The sequence below is a fragment of the Colwellia sp. BRX9-1 genome, assembly GCF_014077195.1.
Taxonomy (GTDB): domain Bacteria; phylum Pseudomonadota; class Gammaproteobacteria; order Enterobacterales; family Alteromonadaceae; genus Colwellia_A.
The window spans coordinates 60,568-83,623 of record NZ_JACGVM010000019.1 but is presented as its reverse complement, the minus strand read 5'-3'; the positions used below and the strand labels follow the sequence as shown (position 1 = coordinate 83,623).

The 23,056-nt window shown below is 37.4% G+C and carries 20 protein-coding genes and 1 pseudogene; 17 read left to right on the top strand and 4 right to left on the bottom strand.

Features of this window, described 5'->3' with window-relative positions; all coding sequences use genetic code 11:
- Positions 1-120: 120 nt before the first annotated feature.
- A complete protein-coding gene (locus H4J76_RS15905) occupies positions 121-1,251 on the bottom strand; it encodes a site-specific integrase (RefSeq protein ID WP_182218674.1) in 1,131 nt (376 codons plus the stop codon).
- Between the two features lie 101 nt (positions 1,252-1,352).
- Here H4J76_RS15905 and H4J76_RS15900 point away from each other — a divergent pair, with 101 nt between their 5' ends.
- A complete protein-coding gene (locus H4J76_RS15900) occupies positions 1,353-3,047 on the top strand; it encodes a hypothetical protein (protein ID WP_182218672.1) in 1,695 nt (564 codons plus the stop codon).
- Positions 3,048-3,222: 175 nt separating this feature from the next.
- Here the strand turns inward: H4J76_RS15900 and H4J76_RS15895 are convergent, their stop codons facing one another.
- A complete protein-coding gene (locus H4J76_RS15895; RefSeq protein ID WP_182218670.1) occupies positions 3,223-4,059 on the bottom strand; it encodes a YafY family protein in 837 nt (278 codons plus the stop codon).
- Between the two features lie 117 nt (positions 4,060-4,176).
- On the opposite strand from H4J76_RS15895, the gene H4J76_RS15890 reads away from it, so the two are divergent.
- The 4 genes from H4J76_RS15890 (at position 4,177) to ptuB (ending at position 8,986) form a co-directional block, all read left to right on the top strand.
- Positions 4,177-5,328: a DUF6035 family protein gene (locus tag H4J76_RS15890; protein ID WP_182218669.1), complete on the top strand. Its 1,152-nt coding sequence runs from the start codon at positions 4,177-4,179 to the stop codon at positions 5,326-5,328.
- Between the two features lie 355 nt (positions 5,329-5,683).
- Positions 5,684-6,616, top strand: coding sequence for a retron St85 family RNA-directed DNA polymerase (locus tag H4J76_RS15885; RefSeq protein WP_182230920.1), 933 nt, complete (start codon positions 5,684-5,686; stop codon positions 6,614-6,616).
- On the top strand, positions 6,609-8,321 hold the full coding sequence (gene ptuA, locus H4J76_RS15880) for a retron Ec78 anti-phage system effector ATPase PtuA (RefSeq protein WP_182230919.1): 1,713 nt from the start codon (positions 6,609-6,611) through the stop codon (positions 8,319-8,321). Before H4J76_RS15885 ends, ptuA begins: the two co-directional genes overlap by 8 nt.
- A complete protein-coding gene (gene ptuB / locus H4J76_RS15875; RefSeq protein ID WP_182217172.1) occupies positions 8,321-8,986 on the top strand; it encodes a retron Ec78 anti-phage system effector HNH endonuclease PtuB in 666 nt (221 codons plus the stop codon). Before ptuA ends, ptuB begins: the two co-directional genes overlap by 1 nt.
- 1,042 nt (positions 8,987-10,028) lie before the next feature.
- Here the strand turns inward: ptuB and H4J76_RS15870 are convergent.
- Positions 10,029-10,232, bottom strand: a pseudogene (locus H4J76_RS15870) (IS3 family transposase); the annotation flags it as partial.
- Between the two features lie 289 nt (positions 10,233-10,521).
- Here H4J76_RS15870 and H4J76_RS15865 point away from each other — a divergent pair.
- From H4J76_RS15865 to H4J76_RS15825, 9 genes are all read left to right on the top strand, one after another.
- Positions 10,522-10,752, top strand: coding sequence for a ferritin (locus H4J76_RS15865; protein WP_182217174.1), 231 nt, complete (start codon positions 10,522-10,524; stop codon positions 10,750-10,752).
- A gap of 313 nt (positions 10,753-11,065) precedes the next feature.
- Positions 11,066-11,890 (top strand): PRC-barrel domain-containing protein, encoded by an 825-nt coding sequence (locus H4J76_RS15860; protein WP_182217176.1) that lies wholly within the window; start codon positions 11,066-11,068, stop codon positions 11,888-11,890.
- 57 nt (positions 11,891-11,947) lie between these two features.
- Positions 11,948-13,645, top strand: coding sequence for an FAD-dependent oxidoreductase (locus H4J76_RS15855; RefSeq protein WP_259364776.1), 1,698 nt, complete (start codon positions 11,948-11,950; stop codon positions 13,643-13,645).
- 177 nt (positions 13,646-13,822) lie between these two features.
- Positions 13,823-14,881: a sodium:calcium antiporter gene (locus H4J76_RS15850; protein ID WP_182217179.1), complete on the top strand. Its 1,059-nt coding sequence runs from the start codon at positions 13,823-13,825 to the stop codon at positions 14,879-14,881.
- Positions 14,882-16,099, top strand: a complete 1,218-nt coding sequence (locus H4J76_RS15845; protein ID WP_182217181.1) for an APC family permease — start codon at positions 14,882-14,884, stop codon at positions 16,097-16,099.
- 213 nt (positions 16,100-16,312) lie between these two features.
- Positions 16,313-16,483, top strand: coding sequence for a thiamine pyrophosphate-binding protein (locus H4J76_RS20315; protein WP_220466039.1), 171 nt, complete (start codon positions 16,313-16,315; stop codon positions 16,481-16,483).
- A gap of 27 nt (positions 16,484-16,510) precedes the next feature.
- A complete protein-coding gene (locus tag H4J76_RS15835) occupies positions 16,511-16,711 on the top strand; it encodes a hypothetical protein (RefSeq protein ID WP_259364777.1) in 201 nt (66 codons plus the stop codon).
- Between the two features lie 201 nt (positions 16,712-16,912).
- On the top strand, positions 16,913-17,368 hold the full coding sequence (locus H4J76_RS15830; RefSeq protein ID WP_182217183.1) for a hypothetical protein: 456 nt from the start codon (positions 16,913-16,915) through the stop codon (positions 17,366-17,368).
- 153 nt (positions 17,369-17,521) lie between these two features.
- Positions 17,522-18,487: a PstS family phosphate ABC transporter substrate-binding protein gene (locus tag H4J76_RS15825; RefSeq protein WP_182217185.1), complete on the top strand. Its 966-nt coding sequence runs from the start codon at positions 17,522-17,524 to the stop codon at positions 18,485-18,487.
- Between the two features lie 150 nt (positions 18,488-18,637).
- On the opposite strand, the gene H4J76_RS15820 is transcribed toward H4J76_RS15825, so the two are convergent.
- The gene (locus H4J76_RS15820) at positions 18,638-18,796 is read right to left on the bottom strand and encodes a hypothetical protein (RefSeq protein WP_182217186.1); all 159 of its coding nucleotides are present in this window, start codon (positions 18,794-18,796) and stop codon (positions 18,638-18,640) included.
- Between the two features lie 420 nt (positions 18,797-19,216).
- Between H4J76_RS15820 and H4J76_RS15815 the strand changes: the two genes are divergently transcribed.
- The 3 genes from H4J76_RS15815 to H4J76_RS15805 all read left to right on the top strand — a co-directional run bounded on the left by H4J76_RS15815 (position 19,217) and on the right by H4J76_RS15805 (position 22,709).
- Positions 19,217-19,504: a coiled coil domain-containing protein gene (locus H4J76_RS15815; protein WP_182217188.1), complete on the top strand. Its 288-nt coding sequence runs from the start codon at positions 19,217-19,219 to the stop codon at positions 19,502-19,504.
- Between the two features lie 63 nt (positions 19,505-19,567).
- Positions 19,568-20,176: a phospholipid-binding protein MlaC gene (locus H4J76_RS15810; RefSeq protein ID WP_182217190.1), complete on the top strand. Its 609-nt coding sequence runs from the start codon at positions 19,568-19,570 to the stop codon at positions 20,174-20,176.
- Positions 20,160-22,709: an RND family transporter gene (locus H4J76_RS15805; protein ID WP_182217192.1), complete on the top strand. Its 2,550-nt coding sequence runs from the start codon at positions 20,160-20,162 to the stop codon at positions 22,707-22,709. Before H4J76_RS15810 ends, H4J76_RS15805 begins: the two co-directional genes overlap by 17 nt.
- Positions 22,710-23,056 lie beyond the last annotated feature (347 nt).

The following is a 23,056-nucleotide window of genomic DNA, read 5'->3' as shown; positions in this document are numbered from 1 at the left end:
CATTGCTGCCCTCAGCAAAGCTAAGGGAAGGTCGTCTGCTGCGCAGACGACCAATAAAAAAGCGGTTATCTACCGAAGTAAATAACCGCTTGTAAGCTATATCTGTAAGTTATCTGTAAGTTATCTGTAAGCGTTAGCTACAGCTTCGGATGTATCGCGTAAGTCATCATCTTGGTATGAAATATATCGCATTGTGACACCTACAGAGCCATGGTGAAGTAACTTGGAGGTTGTTAGTACGTCGCTATTTTTTGCTGCAACAGATCCGAAAACCCGCCTCAGGTCATGGTTTCTTAGGTCACTGATGTCATGTCCTAGCTCAAGCATCCGCGCCTGTACTCGTGCCCAACAGCCGCGTGGGTAATGGATAGGTGAGCCAAACTTACGATTAGATGGGAAAAGCCACTCGTTTGTGGTTTCTGCTATACGGCGATTAACTATCTCTATTGCAAACGAATTGAGTATTAACGTTTGCTTTTTACCAGATTTGGTATGAGGTAAGATAATGGTGCCATTTTCAATATTAACCTCTGATACTCGTATACGTTTTATCTCACCAATACGGCCACCAGCAGTAGCGCACAGCATAAGAACGTCTTGCTGAACTTTATTTTTATCTTGCAAACAACAAGCAATAAAAGGTTTTAATTGCTCAGGTCTCATGGTTTGAGTGCGTGTATTATCTCTATTAAATTGCTTCCAATTTCTAAAAACATTAACAGGGTGAGCACCAGAATCAACAGCAAAGCGACCTATTTTACGTGCTATAGCGCTTAATCTATCAACTGAAGAGTGACTTAATCTCTCAAGTTTTTCTTCAATAAACTGATTTATTAGCGGCTGTGTTATTCGGTCGAATTCTAAGTGCCCAAAATAAGGTCTTATATGCTTCTCTAACTTTGATAGCTCAGGCTTAATGTTCTTCTTGTTAATGCGTGCATCAGTTAAGAATGGACCATCAATAATATCATTAATTGTTTCAAAATCAGCGCCAAAACCGTCTTCATTACGAAGCAGTTGCTTCAATGCTTTTTTTCGAATATCACTAACTAAGTGCAATAAAGCATTACCCATTTTTTTAGTTTTAACCTTGCCTGTATTCTTTTGTGAATAGCGTAAGTAATAGGTTTTACTTCGTTTACCTATACGACAAAGCAATCCTGGAACTTCCGTATCTTTTAATAAAACTTCTTTATCAATAAACTCTCGCTTATTGATCAGCGTATTTGAAAACTTAACAACCTCGTACATATTTTATACTACCTTTAGTGGATACCTAAAGGTCATGCATGAAATTCAGTGAAAAAAATGATAAGTTGTGTTTCATCAAGTGGTTATGAGTTAGCTTATTAATGAAAACAATTCCTATCGGTAAAGCTTTTAGTGCAATGTTATGGGTGATAGAAAAAGAGCAATCAATTCCAGAAAATGAAATGATTGGTGGTTGGAATTTTTATGATCATAAAGCGCCACTAAAGCCAATTAACTACTCAGCGTTGGTAAATACGTTAGGGCATGATTATTTTGACGGCTCTCTATACCAAGGTATATCTGAGTCAATTAACTTAACAAATGCCGTCGATGGAGGAATGCTTTTAACACCTGATAATCAGCTTGTATGTCAAAGTAAAAGTGAGTCATTAGGCGAAGGCGTAGAAGCTTGGTTTAGTTACGAAGTTGAAAGCCAAATATCTCGGTTAGCTCACACGGATATCTATCCAAAAGATGAGACATTCAAACCAGAGAAAATAACGAAATCAGCATCATCAGCAGATGAAATATCAAAAGAAGATCTAGAGCTTCTTAAATACTTATCGTCACCAGAAGCTAGTAAAAAACTCGCAGAAATGGAACAACTTCGACAAGCTAAGATGCAGCAAGGGGGTATTCCGAATATAATTGTGTCGCCACATGATAAATTAGTGGCTAAAACCCACTATAAGTTATTAGATTTATTACAGTCAGGAAAATTCTCAGCTTACTATTACCCTGCGATTATCAAATTTAAAGATGAATTAAAGTTAAAAGATAAACCAACTCAACTTCCACAAGTTATTAGCAAAGCGCATTGGCAAAGAAATCTGTTGCCGCACTACGATTACAATGCCATTCATTTTGGTGATTCACATAAATTATATTTTTCAAGACATGTCATGTCCGAAGGTTTTACAGGCGAAGATGAAATATCACCTTATCATCAGTTCTGGTTAGCTAATGTTCAAATTGAAGCTGAAAGCTTTGACGAATTCATTATGCCTTTGATTTACCGTCAGTTTCCACTTCCTAAAACAGCAGGGTTAAATAGAACAGGTAATAAATATATTATTAACTTTGGTGAAGATAAAAATGTTGAAGTAAAACAAAGCAAAGGTCTAAATTTGCTAAGAATGCTAATACGTCATACAAATTCAAATCCACAAAATCAAACAGCTGTACCATCTATTTTACTACAATCTCTGCTGTCAAAAGAAGAGGATGAAGGCGAACTTTCTAGGTTTGTAAATGACGAACCTAATTATGATGATCAGTCAGCCCCAGTAATAAAAAACAGTAAAAATGCAAAGAAAGATATTCGGATTAGTATTAGCACAATTAGAAAACAGATTAAAAAGTACTGGGATTCTGAATATTTAGATATAGCGCAATTAAATGGGCTAGAGAAAGACATTACTCGTAATGCGTTTAATATTAGTGCTCTGACACAAGACAGTAACTACGCAGATAATATTAAGCATATTCTAAATGCTGAAGAATCGGCTGAATATTCAAAAGACGATTTATTAAATACGATCTTCCCATCTGATTTGGTCGGAAGCGCTAGTAGTGATGATAACAATGAAAATAAAGAACTAACAAACGGTATGTGGAATACCATGAAGGCGGGGATGAAATTAATTAAACATAAATGTCCGTATTTATATTTTCACTTGTATGGCTCTGGTACATCAGATAAAAATGGCGGCTTCAAAGGCGCATTAAAAATGGATGGTAATGGTTTTATTTATCAACCAAGCAATAGAATCGTTTGGGATCTAAAAGAACGTTAAGTATGAACAAATAAAAAAACACTGTCATATGTGTATACCCATATACCCTTGCGATGGTTTTTTAAATGAATAAGCAAACAGTAGGGGGTATCTTCGTAGCTATCTGTCACATGCTATGGATAAAGTGACTAAAGTTTACTTTTTAAAACGCACATTTTAACTATCTTTTTGTTAGCTATAATTTGTACCCAGGAGCAAAATCCATGGATTTAATGTCGGTTAGTTCATGACGATTCATAAGCTGAAGGTTAAACATTTTACAATCGAGTAACGCATCTTTTGAGCTATCCACTCGCATCTTAGATAATGTGAACCCAGCCAAAACTTTATTAGTTGTTATATTGATTACTGGCTTATCAACTAATCCTAAGTCTAATCGTAGTGCATCAGGATGTGGGTGCTTTGTATGGGGAGCAATTGTTAAAGTAATATTACTATTCCATTCCTCATCTTTATCATTGGAAACGTATGTAGCATCAATTGATTCTGCGCGAGTAAATCGGCATAGCTTATAAGTGCGGTACTCTTTTTTCACAATGTTAACGCCACGCACATACCAAACACCACCAGCCTCAAAAAATGAATTAGGTGAAAATATTCTCTGACTTCCTTCGGTAGATGAAGAGGCGTAATCGACATCAACACAGTGCTTTAAGTGAAATGCTCTGGTTAATTCAGCTACAACATCAGCTGTTGGAAAAGTAGCACCTTTCACATAAACATGACTCTGATCTATATTTAATACTTTTCTTAATACAACATTACCCTTGAGTACTAAGTCTAAGGCATCAGCTATGTTATGTTCAAATGCAGGTGAAAAGTCAGGTGTAATTGAATACCTTGTTTTACTTACATCATAGGCAATATTGTCAGGATATTTACTTCGATAACTAGCAAAAGCTCTAGTAGCTGAAGCTGGCGCAATACCAAGTATATTAGTGAGATCATTTCTACCTAAGTAACCTCGGTACATTAACAGTAAGTCGATAAATACCATACTTTCTAATTTCAAAATAATACCATTCCATAATTGATTAACCTAATAACTTTATCATGTATTAATTAACAAGTACTAATCAATTGATTAGTACTGTATCATTTTATTATTGAAATTTAGTAAGGAATTGAAGTGATAGTTAATAAAAGAAACATGGATCAAGTATTTATACCTGAAGAAGATAGGGTCTGTGATGCTGAGGAGTTTCTAAGTTGGGATGAAAAACCACTGTTTGAGTTGAGACGTCAGTTAAGACCAAAGACAGCAGAAAGAACACTCTTGTGTCCTATTTGTTTTCAACCATTAATTATTGCAGGGACTAAAAAGCAAAAAATACATTTTAGACATTTTCAAGATTCTGAAATATGTCCAATAAAAACAGGCTGTAAACTTACCGCTGAGCAAATTTTAGCAATGAAGTTTAATGGTCAAAAAGAAGGGCTGGCTCACAAAACTAATAAAATTTTCATTCATGACACCTTAAAGAAAGACATCTCATTTGAAGATGTCAAAATGGAAAAAACATTTAGGGAAGAAAATACTAAGGGGGTAGCTAAAGAGTGGCGTAGACCAGATGTAAGCGCCTTTTATACTACTAATAAAGTCAAAATAGTATTTGAACTGCAAGTTTCAACGACATTTATTGATGTCATCATTGATAGAGAAAAATTTTATAAAGAAAGGGATGCCTATATTGCATGGGTATTCTTAAATTTTGAAGGAAAGCGTTTTACGGAATTAGATATAGCATATGCAAATAAAAGCAATGCTCTGGTTCTAGATGATGAATGTAAAGCTCTATGTCAGCAGCACAATGAGTTGTATTTTAGATGTTATTACAGGAAACCTTATATTGTGGACGGGGCTTTGATTATTGAACACGAGTGGGAAAGCACACTAGTATCAATTAAAGAACTTACTTTTGATGATGTGAACCTCAAGCTTTTTTATTTCGATACAGATAAAGCTGAACTTGAATTGTTAGATGAAATTGGTCGAAAAAAAGAAATAATTCATCAAGAACAAGAAGAGCGAAAAAGAAAGGCTGAGGAAGAGAGGAATAAGCCTTTATTTGGTTATAAAAGAAGTCAACCATCATCAAATGGGTTAACAGGTACTTATTCAAAATATAAACGGAAAGCTACAGATAGAATTATTAACCAAACCCAAGTTAATATTAAAAAAACAACAGTGCTTTGCCCTAATTGTCATGAATACACCAATCTGAATAAGATAGGAAATCTTTTAGTTTGTAAAAAATGTAGTCAAATTGTTGATGTATAATCTTATAATCACGAACAAAGAAGAATACTCTTATTTTCATGATTTTAATAACAATTCCAAACACTGTTAATCAATAATTATAGTACTCATTAAAATTACCTTATCTTTAGTAAGTCGAGACACTATTATTGTTAAAAGCAAAGGCTTAGAGTAATATAGGGAAACTCTTTAGCTTCGGACAAAATTTGTCTAGTCGGGTGATTAGCCAGACTCTAATTTATTGAACGGGTTTATATGCGATATACATGCATCCTAAACTCGTACCTCCTTTAGGATGCATGCATACCGCATTCTTTAAGTAAAGAGTGAAAGCCCAAGAGGGTAACTCTTGGGCTTTTTTTAACTAAGGAAAATAATGGGTGTTATAGATAAACTAGCAAATAAATTAAATTTTACTAAAAAAGATGTAGCATTTTTCTTATTTGACGCGCCTAAAAAATACAAAGTTTATAATATACCCAAACGCAGTTTCGGGCATCGTGTTATTGCTCAACCTTCAAAAGAGTTAAAGGAATACCAGCGTACTTTTCTAGAATTATATCAATTTCCTCATCATGCTAACTCAATGGCGTATTCGTCAGGAAAGAGCATAAAAGACAATGCAGAGGTCCATCGGAAGCAGCGTTATCTGTTAAAAATGGATTTGGAAAATTTTTTCAACTCTATTACACCAGAAGTATTTTGGAACGCATGGGGTAAGTTTAAAGCTTTGCCTGATGATAACGATAAAGAGTGGATTGAAAGGCTACTCTTTTGGCAGCCAAGATCCACAAGAAGTAATGACCTAAAACTAAGTGTGGGTGCTCCCAGTTCACCTTCGATATCAAATTTTTGTATGTACCTTTTTGATGAGGTAGTTACTGAACATTGCCAGAAAGAGTCTGTTTATTATACTAGATATGCAGACGATTTAACTTTTTCTACAAACAAAAAAGATATTTTATCTTCGATACCTTCAGTAATCAAAACTAAATTAAAAGAGTGTTTCGATCATAGATTAGTTATTAATCAACGTAAAACAAAGTTCTCGTCCAAGGCACATAACAGGCATGTTACGGGTATCACTATTTCTAATGATGAAAAACTTTCATTAGGAAGAGAGCGTAAACGTTATATAAAACACCTAGTTCATCAATTCCAACTTAATAAGCTAGATCAAAAGGATATTAGGCATCTACAAGGATTGATAGCTTTCGCAAGACATATCGAACCTATGTTTATATCGTCACTTACAAAAAAATATTCAGAGACTCTAATACAAAGAATTATCGAGGCACATAATGAGTGATACCAATAACAATGATACGTTAAGCGATAATAAAGAAAAATTAGAAGCTATTAGACGCAAATTTTTCAAAAAATTGGCAGCTAATGCTCATAGTGGCGATATCACGTCAAAGTTCCAGCTTTATCAATCCGATAGAAAAGGTGAAGATACTGGACTCGAAGCTGTTTTAATTGAAAAGTATTTTCAAAATTGTGTCGAATACCTCTCTAGCGTTAAGAATATTAACGGAATTGAAACCCCTGTTAATAAATTACACATAAAGTCTTTGAATCTAATTGATTTTCGCAAGTTTTCTAATTTGAAAATGACTTTTGATGAACAATTGACAGTCTATATTGGTAGTAATGGCGCAGGAAAAACGTCAATAGCATATAGTATTGCAAAAACTTTAAGTTGGTTAAGTGCTGGATTAGAAAAAGAAGGTAAACATGGTAAACCTTTAACAAAATACGATCCAAATATAAATTGTGACCATCGAGCAGAGGTTCACTCTAAAATATCTTTGGGTAAATCTATTATAAGAGATACTTCCTTATTCCGTTATGTAAAAGGAGTTTCTGACGGCGTAGAGACGAGCTATTTAGAAGAGTTAAGGGAACTATCAGATTTATATAGAGTAATAAATGATTCTCAAAAGAAGTTAAAAAAAGAAGAAATTAATTTACCATTATTTGCTTTTTATTCCGTAGAACGCTCGCATTTAAAATCTAATAAATCTTTTAATATTGAAAAACTATCGAATATAGATTCAAACTCACGTTTTGATGCTTATGAAGGAGCACTTGATGGGGCTGGTAATTTTGGTGACTTTTTAGAATGGTTTTTAATATTAAACAATTTAGCAAACCCGGCTAAAAGCAAAGAACTAAAAGAATTAGAAGAGCAAATTGCCTCATTTGAAAAAAACGTAAATACAGACGACCCAGTTCTCAAGAAAATGCTAGACGATAAGAAAAAAGAGCATAAATCAATTATCGAATTAAGTGATAATAGCCAGTTTTTTGAAAAGCAATTAGCTATTGTTAAAAAAGCTATTGTCGACATTACTCCTAGCGTATCTGATATATTCGTAGATAGGAGTTCAGGCCGTGCTGAGCTAAAAGTAAATAATGATAAAGTACCAATAAATATCTATCAAGCTTCTCAAGGGCAACAAATTTTAGTAGCACTGGCGGCCGATTTATCTCGTAGGCTTGTAATGCTGAATCCTGATAGTGAAACACCTTTATCAGGACAAGGAATCGTAGTTATCGATGAGATAGAATTACATCTACACCCACAATGGCAGCAAACGATCATCCAAAGCTTGTTAGATACATTTCCTAATATTCAATTTATTATCACTACTCATAGTCCTCAAGTACTATCAACGGTAGATAAAAGTCAAATCCGTAAATTCGATATAAGCGAACATGGTGAAGACGTTATAACTACACCGAAGTTTCAAACTAAAGGAGTTAATAGCTTAGATATTCTATCCCAAATAATGAATACAAGCGCCATACCTAATGTTGTAGAAGCCGACTGGGTAAATGATTTCTCAAGTCTTTTGATGGATAAAAAGAAAACTGAAGCTAATAAGGTTTTAGAACTTATACTCGAACATTTCGGCAAAGATCATCCTGTTGTAAATGATTGTCTTAATCAAATTAAAATAGCTGAAATGAAAGAACGTTTAACTGTTTCAAAAGGATCAAAAGGGTAATGAAAAAGTTAGATAGGAATATAGCGCAACAACCAGCGTGTCTATCCAATTTTACATCCCCTCCTGATACTTGGGATAATGTGGTATTGCGCGATAAATGGGGTATTTGGAGTGAACTATATAAAATTCAAGATCGTTTCTGTGTATATTGTGAGTCACCAGCAGAACAAGGTGCAGGAAAAGGACATATAGAGCATTTTTTTCATAAAGGATGTGCAGCTTATTCCCACTTAACATTTTCATGGCCAAATTTATTTGGTTGCTGTGATTCGAATGAACATTGTGGGCATTATAAAGATCAAGATTTGCCTGGTGGTATTCCAAGAGATTACGATCCTAGCTTGGTATTAAAACCAGATGAAGATGAACCAGACGACTATCTTAAGTTTCTATCTACAGGAACTATTGAAGAGAAAAGTGGGTTGAATTGTGAACAGAAAGCTAGGGCAACTGAAACTATTACTGCTTTAAATTTAAAAGCTGTAAAACTTGTTACTTCAAGACGAAGTCAGATAAAACTTTTTGAAAATAGAGTGCTTGCTCTTTTTGAACTAGTTGATCAGCTCGGTTTGACTCAAGAAGAGTTTGAAGCTCAATTTCTAGAGATTGAAATCGAATCTCAATCAGAAGCCCATAGGACTGCTATTAGACAAGCTATTTTCTAATCTCTGCTCTTTTAGTCTTCATAAATAGTATTTGTAACTAAAGGTAAAAGTAAATAAAATCAGTAAGTAACGGTTTTGGGGATAACCTAAGTCGAAGGATTTACAACCTGTCAGCGAAAAGATTAAGTAAATGACATCACCTCATATTGTCTGGCCAAATTAACTATGTCACTACAATAAAATAGATCAGTTAACCGTAATTGATTTATATAAATACAAAGCTGCTTTTGATAATTTAAGTAATATAGTTGAAGATATTATTAAGTCTCCTAATAAAGCACACTGGAAATTCTATTGGGGGCATGTGGATAATTTTGATAATCAACAAAATGAAATGTCGAAGTGGTCGATTGAAAAAAAGGTTATCAGGCTAATAGAAAAGTATGAATATCATAAAAGTAATTAGGCAGACTAAAGGAAAACAACTTTATACCGACTTTACACGTTGATTAATGCTATTTTAGGCTGGTATTCGGTACATCAAATCGAGATGTAATTATTAAATCAAGTAAAATCAGTAAGTAAACTTTTCATGATTAAATTAACACGAAGAATTTAAAATCCCTCGCTCATAGAGTGTGACGGTTCAAGTCCGTCTCCGGGTACCACCTTTTTTTCTGTACTTCCTAGTTAGTTAAAATCCTCTCCATTATTGCAAGTCATTATCTACATCGTTTAGATTTTTTCTCTTGAATAAAAATCTCGTCACTTTACTTGAACATAGAGTGTGACGGTTCAAGTCCGTCTCCGGGTACCACCTTTTTTCTGAACTTCCTAGTTAGTTAAAATCCTCCCCATTATTGCAAGTCATCATCTACATCGTTTAGATTTTTTCTCTTGAATAAAAATCTCGTCACTTTACTTGAACATAGAGTGTGACGGTTCAAGTCCGTCTCCGGGTACCACCTTTTTTTCTGTACTTCCTAGTTAGTTAAAATCCTCCCCATTATTATAAGTCATCATCTATATGGTTTAGATTTTTTCTCTTGAATAAAAATCTCGTCACTTTACTTGAACATAGAGTGTGACACCTCAAGTCTGTCTCCGGATACCAACCTTTCACTCGACAATACTCACTTAACTCAACTTCCAATAGTGTGGCTTTTTCCAATACAATTGAAAACTTTTCCTCACTTGACCACTTATCTGATGAACTCACTTTTGACACATTTAAACCCGAGGTATTAAATTGCTTTTGCCAACTATACAGGGTTGAGATGTTAATGCTTTCTTGCACTGCAAACTGCAAACTGCAAACTGCTAACGGACAAGGCATTTTGACTGGGCTTAGTTAATTGGAGTAATTAATCCGTTTGGTATTAAACAGCGTCTTGTTATGGAATGCCAAAACTTACTAAGTTCGACAGCGAACAGACATTGCATATATATTCATTGATAATTAGACATTGGACGATGCACCTAATTCACTATCATCAAAGAATATAGACGCAGTGAAGTAATATTTCAGTAATGTGTATTTGAATGTGATCGTTGGATGTTTATAACAACAACCACAATTCATGGAGTAGATAATAATGTTAAACGAAGGCTATCACGAACCAACAAGTGAACTAACAGTTGATGCTTTTAACAATGAAAAATTAAAAGTAATTCTTGTACATAATCGAGATGAAGAAAAAGAGCATGCCGCAATGCTCCAAGAATTGATCAGAAGGCAAGATCCAACCTTTGATAAAAAATTAAAAGATTACCTCTTTACAGATAAGACAATAACTCAGAATAACAGGGAGATTGGCAGCGCGTAGATGTTTAAAAAAGAGACTGATAATTAAAAATAGGTGATTAACCTAGTATTTAAAATATATACGGTTCTCTTCAAGTGCTATCAGCACTCAAACAACTACCCATTGAGTTCTTCTAATAGTGACCAATTCTAGTATTGTAATCGGTTAGGCTATCTCCGAAAAAACATTGGAGAACTAGTCGTTAAAGTAAATCTAAATATCAATTGTTCTAATGTTAATGTTCGCAAGCCTATCAGCTGAGTTGTCAGATCGGCATATTAATATCTTCATATCTAACCCTGTTTAACTATTTTATTTGAAGGAGAAATACCTCATGTTACGAACTATTAAAAATCTAGAAGGCTACACTATCCAAGCGACAGATGGCAACATTGGTCATGTCACAGATTTTTATTTCGATGACAAAACTTGGTGCGCTCGCTATCTGGTTGTTGACACAGGCACTTGGCTTTCGAGTAGAGAAGTCCTTATATCACCTATCTCGATAGGCATAGCGAACTGGGCGGACAAGCTCCTACCGGTTTCGATCACAAAAGACCAAGTAGAGAACAGCCCTGACATCAATACCCAAAAGCCAGTCTCTCGACAGCAAGAGATCCAGTTATTTGAGTACTACGGCTATCCATATTATTGGGGAGGTTATGGGATGTGGGGCGAGGGTATGTATCCGAGTATGATGTTAACTAGACACGATGGCTTTATTTTGCCACCCCATGACGAAGATCCAGAAGCGACGAAGGCTTCTAGAGCTGAACAGCACCAAGATGATGATATTCATCTTCGTAGTTGTCAAGCGATAATCAACTACCACATTCATGCTACCGATGGTGACATCGGCCACATAGAGGGCCTGCTTATCGATGAAGATACTTGGGCCATTCGATACATGATAGTGAATACAAGTAACTGGTGGCTAGGTCATCAAGTGCTCATTCCTCCACATTGGATTGAGGATGTTAGCTGGGTGGATGCTAAGGCGTCTGTCAATCTGACACGACAGGATGTGAAGGATGCTCCGGCGTATAACGAAGCAATGCAAGTGGATCGTAAGGCGGAAATGTATATCTACAATCATTATGGCCGTCTCGGTTATTGGGTGGATGATGAGAGAAATGACACCCAAAAACCACAGTTATAGTAGCGCGGTAGAAGCGACTGACAATAATATTAGAGGTGTTAAATGGTATCAGAATCTATGTCTAAATCCACAGAATCAGCCACAAAAACGAAAAGTGTTGCTGTTTTTGGTGGCGGAATTTCTGGACTGACGGTAGCGCATGAATTTTCAAAGCTTGGCTATAATGTCAAGGTGTTTGAGGCGAATTCTGATGCTGGTGGCTTTTTTAGAAGTGCCAGAAGGAAAGAAGATGAAGGCATGCCTTCTGAATACTCTTGGCATGGAATGGGTCCTTGGTATAACAATTTTTTCGAACTCATCAAGGAAATCCCCTTTGATGAGTGCTCCAGTCTCTATGAAAATATCCTTTCACGGCCAGTAGTATTCGGATTGGCGCCAAACTCAGGAACGGCTCATTTTGGCGATTCTAATCCCAACAATGTCGATGTGGAAAACCTTTTTAGTATGACGACCAAAGAAAAATGGCTGTGGGGTTGGCTTATACTAAAGGCCTGGTGCTCAAATAACCGCAGTAGCCATAAATACAGTACTATCAATGCTAAAGAAGCTTGGCGGCCCTATTTATCTGCTTCGACACTTAACACGTGGAGCTCCACCTTTGGCCCTTGGGTGGGCTCTGATTGGTGTAATGTTTCTTTCCATCATGTCGCTCATTTTTTCCGTAAGCAATTGGTCACTAAATATTCGTATCGTCATTCAGGAGATAGTGAAGGTGGACCGTGGGATCACACGGCGCGCACAGGATGGTTACTTTTGAACGGGCCCAGCAGTGAGGTTTGGTTTGATAAGTGGATCAATCACCTAATGCAAAACCAGGTTGAGTTCTTCTGGCAGACTCCACTTCATCGTTTGAGTTTTGAAGAAGACAAGATTACAGCAGCAGAATTAGTCAATGGTGAAACCGTTCAGGCCGATATCTATGTGCTTGCACTGAATCCCTTTAGTGCGGCAGATATATTGGCGCGAACCCCTCTACTTGAAGATAAACCGGAACTTAATCTTTTTCAATCCTTAGTAAAGCAGGGGCCTCACACTCAGGTATCATTTAGAATCGGCTTCAAAGAAAAAATGCTTTGGCCTCGAAAAAGATGCGCACTTGTTATTTCAGATTCCGCCTTTAACCTGACTCTTTTTTCTCAGGAACAAGCTTGGGGACAGCTTAGTGCTCTAGGGGAAGATATTAAATCACTGTGGACAGTCACGGCTTGCGTATCAAAGGTTCCAGGTCCAGTACATGGTCTTTGTTTGGAACAATGCACTGAAGAACAATTCCTTGATGAAGTGTTATTTCAATTAAAACAGAGTCATGCCTTGGAAGATTTGGTGAAAAAAGCAAACGGCGGTAAAAGTTGGACAGATTTTTCCATTGTAAAGATCAAAGTTTGGCATGAGTGGGAATTTTCTTCTGAAGGAATAAAATCGTCTCAACCAAAATGGGTGAACTCGACAAATACCCAGCAATATATGCCGAAGCAAAAGACCACAATATCTAACCTTGTTCTTGCTGGTGCTCACACCAAAACGACGGCAGATGTTTGGAGCATCGAGGCAGCGGTCGAGAGTGGAAAGCTAGCGGTAAAGGTTTTTGAGCCACAAGTAAAAGTCACATCACAGTCGAACCTACTCGTGCTAAAAGTCCTTGGGAAAATTGATGACTTTCTTTATTACTGCAAACTTCCTAACGTGTTGGATGTTGGTTTGATATTAATTGTAATGTTATCGGTTAGCGCAATCGCCTTTGAGATTGCCAAATAAAGAGTTACGTCTGCAAAGAATAAATATCGGAAGGCCTATGAATGACCATGTATATAAAACATCCCATTATAGTCTGACATTAGTTAGTGCAACCGCGCTTGGTATTTTGGCATTTACAAAACCTAAAAAAGGTGCTGAAAAAACGACGCCCAAGCAGCTACTAACAGTATTGATTCTATGCTGAATTTTCAAACATTTCCTATCTGGCTAAACATAATATTATTTTTATTAGCCGGAGTAACAGTATGGATTTCTGGAACACGCTTAACTGCGTATGCAGACATCATCTCTGATCGTAAAAATTGGGATAAAGCGAGTATGGGATTTATATTTCTAGCCCTTGCAACACAACTCCCAGAAATAGTCACTAACACTGCAGGTGCTTTGCATGGTAACGGGGAACTTGTTTTAAATGCTATGTTTGGCGGTATGACGATGCAGACTGCTGTACTTGCTATCGCCGATATATTCATTATTGGCACGGCAACGTTGAGTGTTGCGGCTCAAAAGTCCATCAACTTACTTCAGGGGGTCGTATTGATCTTGCTGCTATCTTTGGTTTTAGTAGCAACGATGCTGGGTGATACTGTTGTGTTTGGGCATATAGGAGCAAGCCCTATTTTATTAGCTATTTTATACATACTAGCAATCTTTATATTTTTAGACTACGGCAAGAATAATAGTTGGAATGTTGCAAATTTCCATGAAGATATAAAACAAAAAGCAAACCCAAAGGATAAACGAGCTAAAAACTCACATGCTACAAAAAAACTCTATTTATATAGTGGTTTTGCCAGTTTAGCGATTCTTGTTTCAGGTGTCGTACTCGTGCAAATAGCGGAAGCTATCGCCACACAATCAGGGTTAGGCTCAAGCTTTATCGGTGTAACCTTACTCGCAAGCAGTACCTCTTTACCTGAACTTAGTGCGAGTATTGCTGCAGTACGTCTGGGTGCTCAGAGCATGGCCATATCCAATATCTTTGGCAGTAATCTTATTATGATATTTTTACTTTTACCTGCAGATATGTTTTACCTCAATGGCGCCATACTCAATAGCGTGAACGACTCTGCAAAATTTGCGCTTGTCTCAGGCATCGTTGTCACGGCTATTTATGTTATTGGACTTATTGTAAGAAAATCTCAAACCTTTCTCCGAATGGGCATGGACTCCATAGCCGTTTTGATTATTTATCTCATCACGCTCTACATACTTTACACACTAAGAGGCGTATAAATGTCAGAAACAAAACTCAATCGTTCCATATCACTGCCCATGCTGATCCTTTATGGACTAGGCACTATGATCGGTGGAGGTTTTTTTGCCTTGCTTGGAGAGATCGCTGATGAAGCTGGACTCTTTATGCCGTTGGCTTTTTTACTTTCAGGGGGATTGGCATTTATTAGTGCCACCTCTTTTGCTGAGTTATCATCACGGTTTCCTTTTAGTGCAGGAGAAGCGCGCTACACTCAGGAAGGATTTTCAAGTAAAAATTTCTCAACGCTTGTTGGTTGGCTGGTTATCTTAACAGGGATTGTTTCAGCTGCCACTATAACCGTTGCTACGGCTGGTTTTATACAAGACTTTATCGCTGTATCGCAAACACTTACGATACTTTTTTTAGTGCTTGGTATGGGAATTATTGCAGGATGGGGGATTGGAAAGTCCGTCGCTTTTGTTGCCGTTATAAGTGTCATACAAATAGGCGCATTAGTCTATATTGTCTTTGTTGGTGGAGACAGTTTACAAGCCTTACCAAGTAGATGGACAGAGCTCTTTATCCCAACAAGTAGTACCGTTTGGTTGGGTGTATTTTCAGGCGCCTTTTTAGGCTTTTATGCTTTTATCGGTTTTGAAGATATGGTCAATATGGCTGAAGAGGTCAAAGATGTCAGAAAAAACCTGCCTATTGCCATCTTAGTGAGTATTGTCTTAACAACTCTTATATACATAGTGGTATCTACCATTGCCGTATTAACCGTATCGCCTCAGATGATCTCAAGTAGCAACACCCCTGTTGCAGAAATTTTGCGTGGTCACGGCGATTTTTCTATGAAAATACTGGGAATTGTCAGCATTTTAATTATCAATGGCGCATTAGCACAGATTATTATGGCTTCACGTGTTATTTACGGTTTATCTAAAAAAGATAAAGCACCAACTTTTTTAGGAAAGATCAACGCTAAAACCCAGACACCGCTTCGTGCAACCGCTCTCATAACCCTCATTGTACTTGTTTTATCCGTTTTTTTCCCGCTAAAAACCTTAGCAGAATCTACCAGTTTTATTATCTTGATCATTTTTGCCATCGTTAATCTCTCTCTTTGGCGTATTAAAGGGAGAGAAAACCGTGATAGTAAACAGAAAATATATTTTCCTCGTTGGATCTCACTCTTTGGTTTTATGACCTCTATTGTTGTCATCGCATTTCAGGTGTGGCAGAGGTTATTTTAACTCGTCTTTTGCTAAGTATTAAAGTTGAAAACTGCTTGCTTTTTTACTCGTATGAAAATGGTTTATGAATACAGTCGAAGATAGAATTCGGTCACAGCTATACAAAAACAATTAAAAAATAGCTGTTTACGATGGCCTAGGTAAAATCAAAAACAGGAGGAATTATGTCAAAAAACGTATCAGAACATTTTGTAGAAATGCTGGTAGAAGCTGGTGTTAAGAAAAATTTACGCGGTGACTGGTGACAGTCTTAACCCAGTCAATGATGCTGTGCGAAGGGATGGTAGATTACAATGGAGCCACGTCAGGCACGAGGAAGCTGGAGCCTATGCTGCTTCTATGGAAGCAGAGTTGAATGGTATCGGTTGCTGCATGGGAGGCTAAGGAATCTAAAGAGGTGGAATTAGTGCATTGTCAAACGGTTTCAAACATAAGGGTCCTGCGATAATCAATATTTTTACTGATCCCAATGCCCTAGCAATGCCGCCTTCACTTAACTTTCAACAAGTGAAAAGCTTTGCACAATCTATGGCAAAATTAATGGTCAATGGAAAGTTTGCAGAAATAGTAGATACGACCAAGAACGATCTAAAATACTTACGCGAATTATGATAAAAAAATTATGAATAGAGCCATTAAATTTAACCTAACCGCTGGCTGAATTGATAGATCTCAATGATTTTTCTTCATCTTCTTTGTCTGTCGAGTAGGGGCTTTTACTTCCCTTACTACGCTTGGCAACGCTTAAGTCAACAGGATCAAATCTTAAGTAAACAACATGATTATAGCAAGTATAACGAAAGGAGATAACAAATGAAATTTACTATCCGTTCAATGGTGTTGATTAGCATCCTCGGAATCACATCGCAGTGCTATGCGATAACGTCGACTGACAAAACGTCAATAGAAGAGGTTAAGCAAGAAGCACAATATTTACTTCAGACGCTTGACGCGTATACCGCTGAGCGAAAGAGCGAGGCGATTTACAAAACAAAAGCGGCATTGGATAAACTGGATAAGCGCATTGACGCGTTGGAGGCAGATGTTGATGAACGTTGGGACAAAATGGATAAGGATACGCGCAAAAAAGCTCGTGATAGTCTCAAGGCGCTACGCAAGCAGCGGAATCAGGTAGCCCAATGGTATGGCAGCCTGAAAAGTAGTACTGATAAAGCCTGGAAGCATATGAAAAAAGGTTTTTTAGATGCTTATATGGCTCTCAATGATGCCTGGGAGAAATCAGAAAATGAGATCGGTTCAAATAGGTAAACTACCTAACGCTCAACTCGGAAAGTAAAAATCTCTGCGTTGTATTTTCGAACAATAATGAAATTTCATTATTTAAAATGAAATATAAAAGACTTGGATGTCTAGTGCAATATTTGGCGAAGATATTCACAGCCCCTAATAGGAAGAATCACCATGTTCAACAACATTGTTTTGTCATCTAGTTTTCATTGCCGTTCGACCGCGCGTCTGTTTCGGTCATTGCTACTTCCTGTGCTGCTCTGGACTTCCCTAACACCGAGTTATGCCGATCCAGCATCGGAATCTAAGCTACCGCTAGGCGGGCGTGTCGTGGTCACCGGCTCTGTCCCCTTAGCGAATTTAATCAGCCTGTGGGCAGACGACTTCAGCTACCGCAACCCCCGTGTTGCCATCACCGTCGCCGATGGAGGCAGTTCGGTGGGTGTTGAAGCGTTAATCAACGGTAGCGCCGATTCTGTGCTCATCGATATGCCTATGAGCCGGCAAGAGGAGGAGCGATTTATGGATCGCTTCGGTTATGCGCCCACGCTATTTCCTGTGGCCATGGACGGGGTGGTTTTATATGTCAATTCACTCAACTCGTTACGGCAAATATCTATCCCACAGCTTGACGCTATCTACTCTGCTAGCTTGCGCTGTGGTGCCGATCAGCCCTTTGAAAACTGGGGCCAGTTGGGTGTGAAAGGAGAATACAGTAAGGATCCGATTACAGCACTGGGTTTGACAGCAAGCAGTGGTGCCTACCTCTTATTCAAACACGTCGCATTGTGTGACGGCGACTTCCGTGCCAACTTCCAAGCTTTGGCTGGTCCCGCAGCCGTGGAGTGGGCTCTGACCGACAACCCGGCCGCTATTGGTTTCGCCAGCAGTGCGCGTCACTCAACTGGTATCCGTGCATTGGCAATAGCTACACATAGGGATGATGAAGCAGTTTCTCCCTCGATTAGAGCGATTCAAAGTGGACGTTATCCACTTGCACGCAGGCTCAGTATTATTATCAATATCCCTCCTGGCCGCAATGCCAAACCAGCGATACAGGCCTTTCTTGATTATGCCCGTTCGAAAGCAGGTCAAGCGGTCGCAAAGAAGGCTGGTTATGTTCCACTGCCATTACATTAGAGTGGCTAAGTTGTACCAGAAGCAACTCGTCTAGCCATAAAGCATGATAGTGCTGTACGGCTAGACTAAAAATCAATAGAAGAGGTAAAGCAAAAAAATGGCTTATCAATCGACTTTAAAAGAGTAGGAAGTGGTTTTTTTCTCACGCTGCTAGTTTATGATTTTCAATAACTTATCACCAGTTAGTGTGTTGGTTGCTTTAAAAAGATATTTTATATCTGCTAGGTAGTGATAAAACTCTGAAGGTTTGTTACCGCCTAAATAATTTTTTGTTTCAGAAGCTTCTGATTTTAAAATTGTATTGGCCATGTCAGTTTCCTTTTGTGGGGGGGAATATAAGATGTACCCGGCTATAAATTAAGCTTGCTGATAATTATAAATCACATAAAAAATAGCATAGGAAATCAGCCCATCTCGTATGGAGTGCTTAGCATATTAAACCCACTTAAAATGGCATAATGTGCGCCAACGTACAGAAAGCAATGGTATTTTGGCCTAATCTATTATAACTGCATTATTTTTAGGGAAGTTATAAACTCAATCCCCCATCTGTTTGTGATGAGACTCTGATTAAAAACAAGAGTATGTCGTTAGGCAAGAAGAGTTAATGTTAGATCGTACACAATAAATGGGGCTGACCGCTCCAAAAATGACGGTATTAGTTGGCGGTATGCATGTACTTGGCACTAATTATTCATTCACAATATTAAGCAACCAAGGAGATAAGCAATGAACATGAAAGTAGCTTACCAAAAAAAACTGCAAGCACAATTGGACGAGTTGGTAGCAGAGATAGATAAGCTCAAGGCAAAAGCAGATAAAGCTGAAGCTGATGCACAACTTGAGTACTACAAGCAAATCGAGGAATTGCGAATGATGCAAGAAGCGGCCAACAGCAAGCTTGCCGAACTTCAGGAAGCCGGAGACGATGCATGGGAGGATCTAAAAGCAGGCATGGATAGTGCGTGGAACTCACTCAATAATGCGCTGAAATCGGCTAACTCCAGATTCAAATAAACAGTATGCTCATTGCAGCCATAATGAAATAAACCGTAGGATATATTAATAACAGAGGTCTCGATGAAGTTAGTAAAGGCAATAGTTTCACGAACCATTTTGATATTTATTAGTCTTTCAGTAGCCAACGCTGGAGTTCATGATGAACGACAAGTATTTGAGCAAGTAAAGTCCGCAACCGACAACATAGTCGCCATTTTGGTTGATCCTACACAATTAAAAAGTGTTAAGTCAAACAAAATATTTTCAATCGCCAATGGCTTAATTGACTTTGAGCTTATGGCTAAATTGAGTATCGGCGGGAGCGCATGGAAAGAACTCAATCCCAAACAGAAAAAAGAGTATCTCGGCCTATTTATCGAGCGTATTAGTTCCTTGTATTTAAAGACAATGTTTGCTTTTTCTCAACAAGAAATTATTGTCGAAAAAGCAGAGCATTATAAAACAACACGAATTGCTGTCACAACTTATATTCTTGATTCTAAAGATAGAATCAAGTTGTTGTATAAATTTTACCTTAAAAAAGACAATCTATGGCTAGCCTATGATATCAAGGTGGATGGTGTAAGCATTGTTCAGACTCAACGTTCTCAATTTAAAGAGATATTAAATGCTTACTCAATCGATGAATTCCTGGAAAAACTAAAGAAAAATAATGAATCAAAACGATAGTGTAAAATTAGTCACCATGATTAATAAATTTTATAGCCGTATGGTTATAGAGTACCCCTATCTAGTCTTGTTCGTTGTTTTACTCATTGCTGTAATTATAGGCAGCCAAGCATTTAATATTAAGATAGATGCTTCAGCTGAAACCTTGCTGCTCAAAGATGATAAAGATCTGGCCTATAGCCGAAAAATTACAAGAAACTACTATAATCCAGACTTTTTAATCGTTACCTATACTCCCAAGGAAGGTCAATTACTGGATAAAATAGTACTGAAAGATATTGAGCAACTTACCAGTGAAATCAAACAACTTGATTTAGTTGAAAGCGTTACGTCAATACTCAATGTTCCATTACTACAGACGTTCAGCCAACCATTTTCTGAGCTGCTAAAAAATGTTCAAACATTAAAATCAATCAATATCGAAAAAAATAGGACTAAGGTTAAGAATGAGTTCTTATCAAGTCCTATCTATCAGCAGAACTTAGTCAGTGATGATTTCAAGACGACAGCCATACAAATATTTTATAAGCAAGATGAATCCTATTTCGAGCTACTTAAACAACGTAACCAGCTATTAGAGCAAAAATTATCTCATGGCTTAACTGAAATGAGTGAAGTTAACCAAGCGACACTCGATCGTTTAGAAATTGAGCTTGTAAATCACCGAGAAAACTTTCGTGAAAAGAACCATCAAACGATTAGCCAAATACGAAAAACTCTAAGCAAACACCAAGAAAAAGCGGTTGTTTTTCTTGGTGGAATTAATATGGTCGCGGATGACATGATTAGTTTTATTCGCGATGATTTAAAGCTATACGGCAGCACCCTGATCGGACTATTGATTCTTGTTTTGTTTATTGTTTTCCGCCAAATGAGATATGTCGTTATTCCAATATTAATTTCTGCCCTGTCAATCGTCGTTACAGCAGGACTACTGGGTTACTTCGGCTGGGAAGTCACTGTTATTTCTTCAAATTTCATATCTATACAGCTCATAATGACTATGTCTCTAGCTATCCACCTTTGTGTTCGCTATCGTGAATTAATCAGAAAAAAGGAAAGTTCTACCCACAAAGAAATAGTGCTTGAGGCAACCTTGTCGATGTTTTTACCATGTCTTTTTGTAGTATGCACAACGATTACTGGATTTAGTTCGCTGGCGATTAGCAATATCTTACCCATCATGAATTTTGGTTGGATGATTAGTGCGGGCATGATTGTTTCTTTCGTCATTGTCTTTCTAGTATTCCCTGCAACAATGTCTTTATTAAAAAAAGAACCCGTTTACTTGGGCTTTGAAAAGCACATTAAGTTGATCGGTCAACTTGGCAATATGGCTGAAAAATATCGAGTTACCATTATTGTATCTAGTATTGCATTGCTTGTGTTCAACGCTACTGGCGCAAATCGGTTGATTGTAGAGAATAGCTTCATTAATTATTTTAAAAGCGACTCTGAAATATATCAGGGCATGAAAGTGATTGACACATCGTTAGGCGGCACGACACCGTTGGACATCATCATTGATTTCCCTGAGAATGAAAAGAGTGATAAAGAGGTAGAAAACGAACCATCAGACGCCCAATCTGAACCAGGTACGCTTTTTGATGAGTTCGAAAATGAATTCAAAAGCGAAGAAGACGATCACGCCTATTGGTTTACGGAGTTTAAGATGAAGCGAATAGAAGCGGCTCATAACTACTTGAATTCACTAGAACACACCGGAAAAGTGCTTTCTTTTGCCAGTATATTAAAGCTTGGCCGAAATATAAATGAGGGGGAATCGCTTGATAATTTAGAGCTTGCGCTGCTTTATACTAAAATGCCAAAGGAATTTCGTGATGTTACCATTACGCCTTATCTCGATTTAGAAAACAGTCAAGTTCGATTGACCACTCGAATTATGGATTCTAATAAAGACTTACGGCGAGATGCTTTACTCAAGAAAATTAGTCAGGAGTTAGCGGTAGAGGCTGATATTGAACCTGACAACGTACACCTTTCTGGCATGATGTTGCTTTATAACAATATGTTACAAACACTCTTTGATTCTCAAATAAAAACATTAGGTTTGGTTGTGTTTGTTTTGAGTATCATGTTTTTGATATTATTTAGATCGATTAAACTCGCTTTGATTGCCATGTTGACAAATATTGTGAGTGTATCATTTATTTTTGGCATAATGGGTTGGGTAGGTATCCCGCTTGATATGATGACGATTACTATCGCTGCTATAGCCATGGGTATTGCTGTTGATGATACCGTTCATTATATTCACCGCTATAAAAAAGAATTCGAACTAGAGCATGATTATTTAAAGGCAATACACTTAACTCATAACAGTATTGGCTACGCTATTTTTTATACTTCTATGACCATTGTGATTGGTTTTTCATTATTAATGTTTTCTAACTTTGTACCTACTATCTATTTTTCTTTACTGATCGCTTCAGCGATGATAATCGCTTTGTTTGCCGATCTTCTGTTGCTTCCAGTGCTATTAATTTGGCTCAAGCCATTCAATTCTAACTGAGTGGGGAAGAACTTAATAGATTTGGTATAACATATCAGTGGCATGAGATAACGTTCAAGCTGAGCTAAAGCAACTGAACCTCAGTACTCGCCGGATAATCCTCTTTAATTGCATAATCAATTGCCGCTAACATCTCTGATGTCGAGGGTCGGGCAAATGGCATGGATTGAATAGTTTCATAATAGAGCGTTGAATCCGGCTTTATTAAATACAAAGCTGGCTCACTGAATATCTTGGGCTCATTAATACCAACAGATATTTCTCCCAGTGATTCACTAAGATAAAGACCCAGTCTCGCGCATTTTGCAAGCTCATTCCATAAGCCACCTTTACGCCACTGGCATTTA

What these genes read in the sequence shown, in the direction of transcription:
- H4J76_RS15905 (WP_182218674.1), bottom strand. Translation starts at nt 1,251, where the DNA reads ATGTACGAGGTTGTTAAGTTTTCAAATACGCTGATCAATAAGCGAGAG.
- H4J76_RS15900 (WP_182218672.1), top strand. Translation starts at nt 1,353, where the DNA reads ATGAAAACAATTCCTATCGGTAAAGCTTTTAGTGCAATGTTATGGGTG.
- H4J76_RS15885 (WP_182230920.1), top strand. Translation starts at nt 5,684, where the DNA reads ATGGGTGTTATAGATAAACTAGCAAATAAATTAAATTTTACTAAAAAA.
- ptuA (WP_182230919.1), top strand. Translation starts at nt 6,609, where the DNA reads ATGAGTGATACCAATAACAATGATACGTTAAGCGATAATAAAGAAAAA.
- ptuB (WP_182217172.1), top strand. Translation starts at nt 8,321, where the DNA reads ATGAAAAAGTTAGATAGGAATATAGCGCAACAACCAGCGTGTCTATCC.
- H4J76_RS15865 (WP_182217174.1), top strand. Translation starts at nt 10,522, where the DNA reads ATGTTAAACGAAGGCTATCACGAACCAACAAGTGAACTAACAGTTGAT.
- H4J76_RS15860 (WP_182217176.1), top strand. Translation starts at nt 11,066, where the DNA reads ATGTTACGAACTATTAAAAATCTAGAAGGCTACACTATCCAAGCGACA.
- H4J76_RS15855 (WP_259364776.1), top strand. Translation starts at nt 11,948, where the DNA reads ATGTCTAAATCCACAGAATCAGCCACAAAAACGAAAAGTGTTGCTGTT.
- H4J76_RS15850 (WP_182217179.1), top strand. Translation starts at nt 13,823, where the DNA reads ATGCTGAATTTTCAAACATTTCCTATCTGGCTAAACATAATATTATTT.
- H4J76_RS15845 (WP_182217181.1), top strand. Translation starts at nt 14,882, where the DNA reads ATGTCAGAAACAAAACTCAATCGTTCCATATCACTGCCCATGCTGATC.
- H4J76_RS15830 (WP_182217183.1), top strand. Translation starts at nt 16,913, where the DNA reads ATGAAATTTACTATCCGTTCAATGGTGTTGATTAGCATCCTCGGAATC.
- H4J76_RS15825 (WP_182217185.1), top strand. Translation starts at nt 17,522, where the DNA reads ATGTTCAACAACATTGTTTTGTCATCTAGTTTTCATTGCCGTTCGACC.
- H4J76_RS15820 (WP_182217186.1), bottom strand. Translation starts at nt 18,796, where the DNA reads ATGGCCAATACAATTTTAAAATCAGAAGCTTCTGAAACAAAAAATTAT.
- H4J76_RS15815 (WP_182217188.1), top strand. Translation starts at nt 19,217, where the DNA reads ATGAACATGAAAGTAGCTTACCAAAAAAAACTGCAAGCACAATTGGAC.
- H4J76_RS15810 (WP_182217190.1), top strand. Translation starts at nt 19,568, where the DNA reads ATGAAGTTAGTAAAGGCAATAGTTTCACGAACCATTTTGATATTTATT.
- H4J76_RS15805 (WP_182217192.1), top strand. Translation starts at nt 20,160, where the DNA reads ATGAATCAAAACGATAGTGTAAAATTAGTCACCATGATTAATAAATTT.